An 8,720-nucleotide genomic window follows, 5' to 3' on the forward strand; every position below is an offset into this window, starting at 1 on the left:
GATTCCCGGTATGCCGTGCCGCCCCCTGCGGCTCTGAACGAGCGGTGACCGCACGGAACCACTCGTCCGGAAGCACCTACGCCACGCGCCCTGCTCGAACCCTTTGCGTCCCCGACAAGAGATCGACTACACAGAGTCGCATAGGGTGTCGCAAGCGTGATCAGAGGGGGAACCGTGTCGTTCGACGAGGAATGGGCCCGACTCGTGGCGAAGGCCACGCAGGAGCGGGACACCCGCACGAGACTCAACGGACACGACGGCGGGGGTGGTGGCTCCGGGAAGAAGCTCCACGTCACCCCCGGCGAACTCACCAAGCGTGCGGGCAGGACCGACACCATCCGCGGCAACCTCGCCAAGGCGGACGACGCCGCGATGAAGGAGACGGAGCAGGTGGCCAAGGGCCTGAAGGGCTTCAGGTCCGCCGGGGCGTTCGCCACCTTCCAGGAACGCTGGGAAGAGCAGATGAAGTACCTGCAGAGCCTGTTGGACGACGGTGTGGCAAAGCCTCTGCGCGCGGCGGCCAGCGAACTCAAGCGTGAGGACAGCGATCAGGCCAAGGTGATCGATGGGCTGAAGCAGGACGAGAAGGACGAGAAGAAGTGACGCTGAGCTACGACACCGTCAAGGACGCCGACCTGGCACCGCTGTCCGAGGCGGTCGCCAAGTGGCGGAACCTTCCGGGTCAGTTCGACACCATCGCCACCTCTTTCAAGTCCGAGGTGTCCAGGGCTCTGCGAGCCTCCGATTGGGAGGGAGAAGCGGCGAACGCGGCTTTCAAGAAGTTCACCGAGGTCGAGAAGCAGATGGACAACGCCTCGGAGGAGGCCCGAGACATCCATCGGCTGCTCGACAGCGCACTGGAGAGTTTCCGTTCCGCCCAGAAGCGGATCCGCGACGTCGCCGCGGAGGTCGCCGAGGACAGGAACCTGAAACTCTCCCCCGCCGGGCTGGTGTACCTGGACCCGGAGGACAAGAAGGAACCGAACCGGCTCGCCGTCCTCAAACAGGCCTACGAGGACGTGATCCGGGGCTACAACGACCGGATCAAAACGGCCCTCGCCAACGCCACCGAGGCCGACACCGCACTGCACTGGGCGCTGTCCCAGGACCCCAACGGGCGCTCCCCCGGCTTCCACCCGGACATGTTCAACAGCGTCCAGGACGCCCAGAAGGGACGCCGCGAGGCCCGCAAGGACGCCGACACCCTCGTCAAGCTCGCCGCTCTCGGCCGAGACATGACCGACGAGCAGCTCGTGCAGTTCAACCGGCTGCTCAGGAAGCACGAGGGCGACCCCTACTTCGCCGAGCGCTTCGCCACCAAGGTCGGGCCCGAAGGGGTCCTGCGGTTCTGGCAGAGCGTCGCCGATCAACGGCACCACTCCGACAAGGACGCGGTGAAGACCCTGGCGGGCATCCAGAAGTCCCTGTCCCACACGCTCGCCACCGCCTCCCACTCCCAGAGCGATGCCATGCGGGAGTGGAAGAAGGAGATGGTCAGGCTCGGAGACGAGCGCATCTACTTCTCGTACCCGGACATGATCGTAGCGAGTGAGGGATCATACGGCTTCTCGATCATGAGCAGCCTGATGCGCCACGGTGAGTTCGAGACCGAGTTCCTAAAGGACTACGGAAAGGCACTTTTCTCCTTCGAGCGCAAGCACGAGGGCGACCTCGAGGATCTCTGGTACGTCGACGACCACAAGGCCCAACTCAGCTTCGGCTCAGACGCGGGCAACGACCCCATGGCCGGCTACCTGGAGGCTCTTGGTCACAACCCGGAAGCCGCAAAGGAAATATTCCACTCGAAAGATTGGGAAAAGAACACAGGAAAAGTAAGCGACTTGGACCCGGATCTAAAGTACCTGCTAATGGAACGCGAATGGCTGAAGGACTCCACATCTGACGCAAAGGGGCACCAAGGGTACGGCTACGACGAGTTGGGGCATGCCCTGGAAGCCGCAACCCTTGGAATTCCATACGACCGTCCCGAGCTCGGCCTGAACCGCGATGACACCACGGCGAACATCATGAGTCAAGTCGTGACAGTCGTAGGTGACGATATGGATTACGCATCCGACAGGCCCGGCATCGGAAACAGTTTGGCAAAGATGGGAGCCGGTTACATTGATGACCTGAACTGGGCGATTTCAGACTTCGGGGAAGCCGACTACAGCAAGGAAGCACGCGATGCCGCATTCAGGCACAAGGAAGGAAACGGCCATTTCACCATCGGCGAAAACGCGGCAACAAAGTTCCTTGCCTCCGTTGGGCGACACGAGGGGAATTATGAGATCCTCGCAGCAGCACAACAAGAATACATGGCGAGCCTATTGAAGGTGCACCCGGGACCTGATTACGAAGCCAAAGTAATCATTGAAACCGGAGCAAGGTTCAATGGGATCATCGATCACTCCCGAGTCTTCGACATCCAAGAGACCCTGAAAGACGAGACAGAAAAGCAAGAGCGCAAACTTTCCGAGGCTGCGGCCTGGGAAAAGTTCACCGTAAGCCAGGGAATCGGCATCGGCGCAGGGCTTCTGACCCTTCCCTTCGGAGGCCCCTCGGCATCTATGGCGGTAACATTTGTCGTGCCTACGGTAGTCGAAGGGGTCACTGGCGCTGCGGAAACCCAGTACGAAAACTCCTTGAATCGCGAACTGGAAAAGAAGATGGAATCCTTTGAGGAGGACAACGGGCTGGACAGCGGAGAATTCACCGAAAGAGGCAAGGTCAGGTCCATGGACCCTCTTGATGCTTTCGTCAACACACATGGAATCTCCACGCGCGACCCCTGGTTGAACGACATCGACGTCGCGAACACCTACAGGTCCAGCCGATCCGATGTTGCTCCTCACTTCGGGAGGTGAACACCCGAGGTCGCCTCTTCACCATGAATCCACGGAACTTCAAGGATGAAGACCGAACACCTTCATCGAAAGCGCCGTTCTCGCGCCATCGAAAACCCCTGGACGGCTTTTCGAGGATTACCGGACGACCAAGCGGAGAAAATATATGCCCTTTTTGAAGCTTCGCCTGCACGCCACTCTGACTCTCTGTGCCGTGTTTCTGACCTCGACAGCATGCGGGTCAAAGGACGGCGGAAACTCCGTCACTGCCGAGGAAGTGTGCGGAGGACTGTCGCCGACAGCCGCAGAATCCATGGAGAAAGTCACGGCGGCAAGGAGATTCGATCGCTCTTCCGTGATGGACGACACGGACAAGTTCGTGAACAGCCTGTTGCCCCTACTGGAAAGCAACAGGAAAGAAATTGTGGAGTTCTGCCGAATCACTCCCCGGGAAAGTGGCAAGCCCCCCGTTCCACGCGTCTCTTTCCAGCCAACCGACCACAAGAGCATTCCACCGGACCCGGAGGACGAAATAATTGGCGAAGAGAAATTTCCGATTGCCCTGCAGGCGATATCCACTTACACGGGAGCCGACATCTACTTCGAGTGCCGCACGTCTGACCTCACCATTGAAGAAGGGAAAGAGCCGGTCGTTCGTGCAAATTTTTCCTACGGTCATCGCGCGCTGAGAGGCGAAGGAGGGCTGGACGCTCCGTGGATGAACATGGACATCCTCCAGCACGTGGCGCGCAACGTGGCAGGACACCTGGGGTGCGAGAACCACGGGGACATACCGAAGCGCGACAAGCCCTGGTGAGGTCAGGCGCGGCGGTGGACCAGGCGGCCGGTGAGGACCGTGGCCAGGCAGCGTCCGTCGGTCTCGTCGTGGACGGCGAAGTCCGCGCGGGCGCCCGGGGACAGGGCGGACGGGCGGGGGGCGGACAGGACGACGAGGCCCGACCGGAGGACGGCCGTGCGGACCGCGGGACGGGTGAAGGGCCCGACGACGGAGGTGACGCCCTCGCGCAGCAGGCGTTGCAGGCCGCGACGGGCGCTCGCGCCCCAGCGGGTCTCGTCCATCTCCAGGGCGGCCAGGTCGGCACCCGTCAGGGGCTCGGTGCCGAGGGCGTCGGCCTCGCGCGGGTCGGGGTGGTACGCCGTCTCCAGCCAGGCCGCCGCGTCCGCCGCGCAGCGGCCGGGGCCGAGGACGCCGGACCAGCGGCGGACGCGGGCCTCCGGATACTCCGCGTCCAACTCCGCCAACGGCCCGACCGCCGCGATCCGGTCGCCCTCGACCGCCACCGCATACCCCGCGAGCGGCTCGCCGTCCTCGGTGAGACGGACGGCGAGCGGGGCGTGGATCGTCGGCACGGTCGGGTCAGTTGGCGTCGAGGAGCTTGAGCTCCGGGTGGGCGGTGCCGCCCTCGATGGCCGTGGAGGACAGGTGGGAGACGACACGGTCGTCCACCGGGTCGTTCGCCGGGTCGTCGTGGATCACCAGGTGCTCGTACGTCGTCGAGCGCTGCGCCGGGACGCGGCCGGCCTTGCGGATGAGGTCGATCAACTCCATCCGGTTGGAGCGGTGCTTCGCCCCGGCGGAGGAGACGACGTTCTCCTCCAGCATCACCGAGCCCAGGTCGTCCGCGCCGTAGTGGAGGGAGAGTTGGCCGATCTCCTTGCCGGTGGTCAGCCACGAGCCCTGGATGTGCGCGACGTTGTCGAGGAAGAGCCGGGCGACGGCCAGGATGCGCAGGTACTCGAAGATCGTCGCCTGGGTGCGGCCCTTCAGGTGGTTGTTCTCCGGCTGGTAGGTGTACGGGATGAAGGCGCGGAAGCCGCCGGTGCGGTCCTGGACGTCGCGGATCATCCGCAGGTGCTCGATGCGTTCGGCGTTGGTCTCGCCGGTGCCCATCAGCATCGTGGTGGTGGACTCCACGCCCAGCCGGTGGGCGGTCTCCATGATCTCCAGCCAGCGTTCGCCGGACTCCTTCAGCGGGGCGATCGCCTTGCGCGGGCGCTCCGGCAGCAGCTCGGCGCCGGCGCCGGCGAAGGAGTCCAGGCCGGCGTCCCGGATGCGGGTGATGGCCTCCTCCACCGTCACGCCCGAGACGCGGGCCATGTGCTCGACCTCGGAGGCGCCCAGGGAGTGGATGACCAGCTCGGGGAAGCGCTTCTTGATCGCCGAGAAGTGCTCCTCGTAGTACTCGACGCCGAAGTCGGGGTGGTGGCCGCCCTGGAACATGATCTGGGTGCCGCCCAGCGCGACGGTCTCCTCGCAGCGGCGCAGGATGTCGTCCAGATCGCGGACCCAGCCCTTGGCGGTGTCCTTGGGGGCCGCGTAGAAGGCGCAGAACTTGCAGGCCGTCACACACACGTTGGTGTAGTTGATGTTCCGCTCGATGATGTACGTCGCGATGTGCTCGGTGCCCGCGTAGCGCCGGCGTCGCGCCGCGTCGGCGGCCTGTCCCAGCGCGTGCAGCGGGGCGTGCCGGTAGAGCTCCAACGCCTCCTCAGCGCTGATCCGCCCGCCCTCGGCGGCGCGGTCGAGTACGGACTGGAGGTCGGCGTTCTCGGTCACCGGGCGGTCCTTTCGAGTCGGTTCGACGGATTCCCCTGGCGCGGGACCGATCCAGCCTACGCCGGCGCTCCGACGGCGTTCCGGCCGGTCGGCGTGCCCGCTCGCGTCACTTCCTCCTGGTGAGATCGCCCTCGGGCCGGCCGGCGCCCACGTCGTCGGACGCGTAGTGCAGCCGCCCCTCCCCGTCCAGGGTGAGGACGACCGTGGCGGTCTCCCCGCTGCACACCTTGACCCCGAGCACCTCCGGGGAGTCGCCCTCGCTCCGCTCGGTGACCTTCAGACGGGTCTTCGAGACGTCCTCGACCGTGCCCCTGGCCCTGCACTCCAGGCCGGTGATCTCGTAGACCATGCGCACCGTCTCCTCGCCCTCGCGGCCCTCGGAGACGGTCAGGGTGAGGGTGGAGCCGTGCAGCCCGCTGCGGGTGACGGTCTGTCCCTCCCAGGTGCCGACGAACGCCTCGGGCACCGTGCCGGGGGGCCGGTCGTCCGGCTTCGGGTCGTCGCCTCCGCCGCCGGGGAACAGGCCGTCGGGGAACAGCAGGAGCCCTCCGGCCGCGGTGGCGGCCAGCAGCGCCCCGGCGGCGAGCAGGGCCGCGCGGCGCCGCCTCCGCCGCGGTGGCGTCCCGTCCTCGGTGGGGGCGCCGTACGGCGGGGGCGGGCCGAAGGCTCCCGGTGGGCCGCCCGGTGGCGGGGCCGAGGGTTCGGTCGGCGTGGCGTGGACGGGCGGGGAGGGTGCGGGCGCGGAGGGTACGGGCGGGGGCGCGGGGGGCTCGTCGTCCGCCTCCAACTCCAGCAGTTCCACCGCGCGGCGGCTCACGCCCTCCACCACCGGTCCCGGCAGCCAGCCGGGGCGGACGAGTCCGGTCGCGCCGGCCGCGCCCGCCAGTCGCCGGGCGACCTCGGCGGGGGACGGACGGGCGGTGGCGTCCTTGGCCAGGCAGGCGGTGACGGTCTCGCGCAACACGCCGTCCAGATCGCCCAGTTCCGGTTCCTCGTGGACCACCTTGTACAGCAGTGCCGCCGAGTTGTCCCCGGGGAAGGGCGGTGTGCCGGTCGCCGCGTAGGCCAGCACCGCGCCGAGCGAGAAGACGTCCGAGGCCGGGCCCGCCTCGCGGCCGAGGACCTGTTCCGGCGACATGTAGCCGGGCGAGCCGACGGTGACGCCGGTGGAGGTGAGCGAGGCGGTGCCGTCCATGGCGCGGGCGATCCCGAAGTCGATCAGGCGCGGGCCGTCCAACGTCAGCAGGACGTTGGACGGCTTGACGTCCCGGTGCACCAGGCCGCGGGCGTGGACGGCGGCCAGCGCCTCGCCCAGCCCGGCCCCCAGCGCCCGCACGGTGTGCTCGGGCAGCGGTCCGTGTCCGACGACCGCCTGGTGGAGGGAGGGGCCGGCCACGTAGCCCGTCGCGACCCAGGGCGTGGGCGCCTCCGGGTCCGCGTCGAGCACCGGCGCGGTCCACTCGCCGCCGACCCGCCGCGCGGAGTCGACCTCGCGGCGGAAGCGCCCGCGGAACTCCTCGTCCGCGGCGAAGTGCGGGTGCACGACCTTCACCGCGACCGTCCGGCCTCCCGGGCTGCGTCCCAGGTAGACGCGTCCCATTCCGCCGGCGCCGAGCCGCCTCAGCAGCCGGTACTCGCCGACGGTCCGCGGGTCGTCCGCCTCCAGCGGCTGCATGGCCCTGCCTCCCCCGTCGTCCCCCGTCGAAGTGCGGCTCTCAGCTTAGGAGTTCGACGCGCACGTCGGCCGGGAATCCGGTGGTGGGCCCGGTGCGGCGGGCGAACTCCGCGATGCCGGTGAGCTGTTCGGGCCCCAGCCGGAAGTCCAGGGTGGTGAAGTAGCGTTCCAGCAGGGCGGCGTCGAACGCTTCCCAGCGGGCCGCCTGCTCGGCCACCTTGCCGACCTCCTCCAGGGACAGGTCCCGGGAGGCGAGGAAGGCCCGGTGGACCTCCCGCACCGTCTCGGGCTCGCGCTCCAGGTAGTCGCGGCGGGCCGCCCAGACGGCGAAGACGAAGGGGAGGCCGGTCCACTCCTTCCACATCAGGCCCAGGTCGTGGACCCGAAGGCCCAGCCGGGGCGCGTCGTGGAGGGAGGCGCGCAGGGCGGCGTCGCCGATCAGCACGGCGGCCTGCGCCTCCTGCATCATCAGCCCCAGGTCGGGCGGGCAGGTGTAGTAGGCGGGCGCCAGGCCGTACCGCTCGGCGAGCATCAGCTGCGCCAGCCGTACGGAGGTGCGGGAGGTGGACCCCAGGGCGACGCGTTCGCCGTCGAGGCTCTCCAGCGGCCCCTTGGAGACGATCACGCAGGACATCACCGGTCCGTCGCAGCCCACCGCGATGTCGGGCAGGGCGACCAGGCGGTCGGCGTGGCGGAGGAATTCCACGAGGGTGATCGGGCCGATGTCGAGTTCCCCGGCCACGAGCTGTTCGCTCAGTCTCTCCGGGGTGTCCTTGGTCAGCTCCAGGTCCAGCAGGGTGCCGGTCCGGGCCAGGCCCCAGTAGAGGGGGAGACAGTTGAGGAACTGGATGTGCCCGACGCGGGGCCGCCTCCGGGGGTGGTCGGCGACGGGCTGGTCAGCGGCAGAACTTTCCACCTCGTGAGGCTATCTCCGCCGGGACGGCGCGCCCCGTCGGGGGGTGGTCACCCGGCCGGCGGCGCGCCGGGCATGATCGACCTTCCTCCCCGGGGGATGCCGTGCTAGGCTCGGAGCAAGTTGCAGTTTGGTTTCCCTTGCAGTACAGAGCCTGCGGAGCATGTGACCGCGGGCTCTCGTCGTTTTCAGAGTTCCTGTGGGTTCTGGAGCAGGGCAACCCTTATAGGCCCAAGGAGGGCTTATGGCTACCGGAACCGTCAAGTGGTTCAACGCCGAAAAGGGCTTTGGTTTCATCGCTCAGGACGGCGGCGGTCCCGATGTGTTCGTTCACTACTCCGCGATCAACGCCAACGGTTTCCGTTCCCTGGAGGAGAACCAGGCGGTCACCTTCGACGTGACGCAGGGCCCGAAGGGTCCGCAGGCGGAGAACGTCACCGCGGTCTGAGTTGCCCCGGCTCGGCCGGAACCCTGGCCGTGTCGGCGCGGCGCCCCTCGGTACGGGGGCCCGATGCCGGCAGACGACCGGATAAGCAGTACCCAAGGAGCCCCCGCCCCGGCGGGGGCTCCTGCCTTTGTCCCCCGCGCCTTTGTTCCCGTGCGTGTCCCCGCGCGTCCCGCCCCTCGACGGCGCCCCGCGAGACGGCCGGCCCCCGAAGGGGCCCCGAGACGCGGACGGGCCCCGTCCGCCTCCCCGGAGCGGGGAGG

General features: G+C 67.8%; 8 protein-coding genes. 4 read left to right on the top strand and 4 right to left on the bottom strand.

What is annotated here, in order from left to right:
* The first annotated feature begins 174 nt into the window (after positions 1–174).
* The 3 genes from ABD335_RS00205 (at position 175) to ABD335_RS00215 (ending at position 3,663) form a co-directional block, all read left to right on the top strand.
* Complete coding sequence (locus ABD335_RS00205) at positions 175–603, top strand: type VII secretion target (RefSeq protein WP_344319913.1); 429 nt, start codon at positions 175–177, stop codon at positions 601–603.
* A complete protein-coding gene (locus tag ABD335_RS00210; protein WP_344319914.1) occupies positions 600–2,867 on the top strand; it encodes a PPE domain-containing protein in 2,268 nt (755 codons plus the stop codon). Before ABD335_RS00205 ends, ABD335_RS00210 begins: the two co-directional genes overlap by 4 nt.
* 193 nt (positions 2,868–3,060) lie before the next feature.
* Complete coding sequence (locus ABD335_RS00215; protein ID WP_344319915.1) at positions 3,061–3,663, top strand: hypothetical protein; 603 nt, start codon at positions 3,061–3,063, stop codon at positions 3,661–3,663.
* 2 nt (positions 3,664–3,665) lie between these two features.
* On the opposite strand, the gene ABD335_RS00220 is transcribed toward ABD335_RS00215, so the two are convergent.
* From ABD335_RS00220 to ABD335_RS00235, 4 genes are all read right to left on the bottom strand, one after another.
* Entirely contained in the window at positions 3,666–4,217 is a 552-nt protein-coding gene (locus ABD335_RS00220; RefSeq protein ID WP_344319916.1) for an imidazolonepropionase-like domain-containing protein, read from the bottom strand.
* A gap of 7 nt (positions 4,218–4,224) precedes the next feature.
* On the bottom strand, positions 4,225–5,424 hold the full coding sequence (gene mqnC / locus ABD335_RS00225; RefSeq protein ID WP_344319917.1) for a cyclic dehypoxanthinyl futalosine synthase: 1,200 nt from the start codon (positions 5,422–5,424) through the stop codon (positions 4,225–4,227).
* Positions 5,425–5,530: 106 nt separating this feature from the next.
* Positions 5,531–7,099 carry a serine/threonine-protein kinase gene (locus ABD335_RS00230; RefSeq protein ID WP_344319918.1) on the bottom strand — a complete coding sequence of 523 codons (1,569 nt, stop codon included), beginning with the start codon at positions 7,097–7,099 and terminating at the stop codon, positions 5,531–5,533.
* A gap of 40 nt (positions 7,100–7,139) precedes the next feature.
* The gene (locus tag ABD335_RS00235) at positions 7,140–8,015 is read right to left on the bottom strand and encodes a menaquinone biosynthetic enzyme MqnA/MqnD family protein (RefSeq protein WP_344319919.1); all 876 of its coding nucleotides are present in this window, start codon (positions 8,013–8,015) and stop codon (positions 7,140–7,142) included.
* 241 nt (positions 8,016–8,256) lie between these two features.
* Here ABD335_RS00235 and ABD335_RS00240 point away from each other — a divergent pair, with 241 nt between their 5' ends.
* A complete protein-coding gene (locus ABD335_RS00240; protein WP_344319920.1) occupies positions 8,257–8,460 on the top strand; it encodes a cold-shock protein in 204 nt (67 codons plus the stop codon).
* The last annotated feature ends 260 nt before the right edge of the window (positions 8,461–8,720 follow it).

This window comes from Streptomyces macrosporus (assembly GCF_039533145.1).
In the GTDB taxonomy this organism is placed as follows: domain Bacteria; phylum Actinomycetota; class Actinomycetes; order Streptomycetales; family Streptomycetaceae; genus Streptomyces; species Streptomyces macrosporus.

Coding starts and splice junctions, on each gene's coding strand:
- ABD335_RS00230 (WP_344319918.1), bottom strand. CDS start 7,099: ATGCAGCCGCTGGAGGCGGACGACCCGCGGACCGTCGGCGAGTACCGG.
- ABD335_RS00240 (WP_344319920.1), top strand. CDS start 8,257: ATGGCTACCGGAACCGTCAAGTGGTTCAACGCCGAAAAGGGCTTTGGT.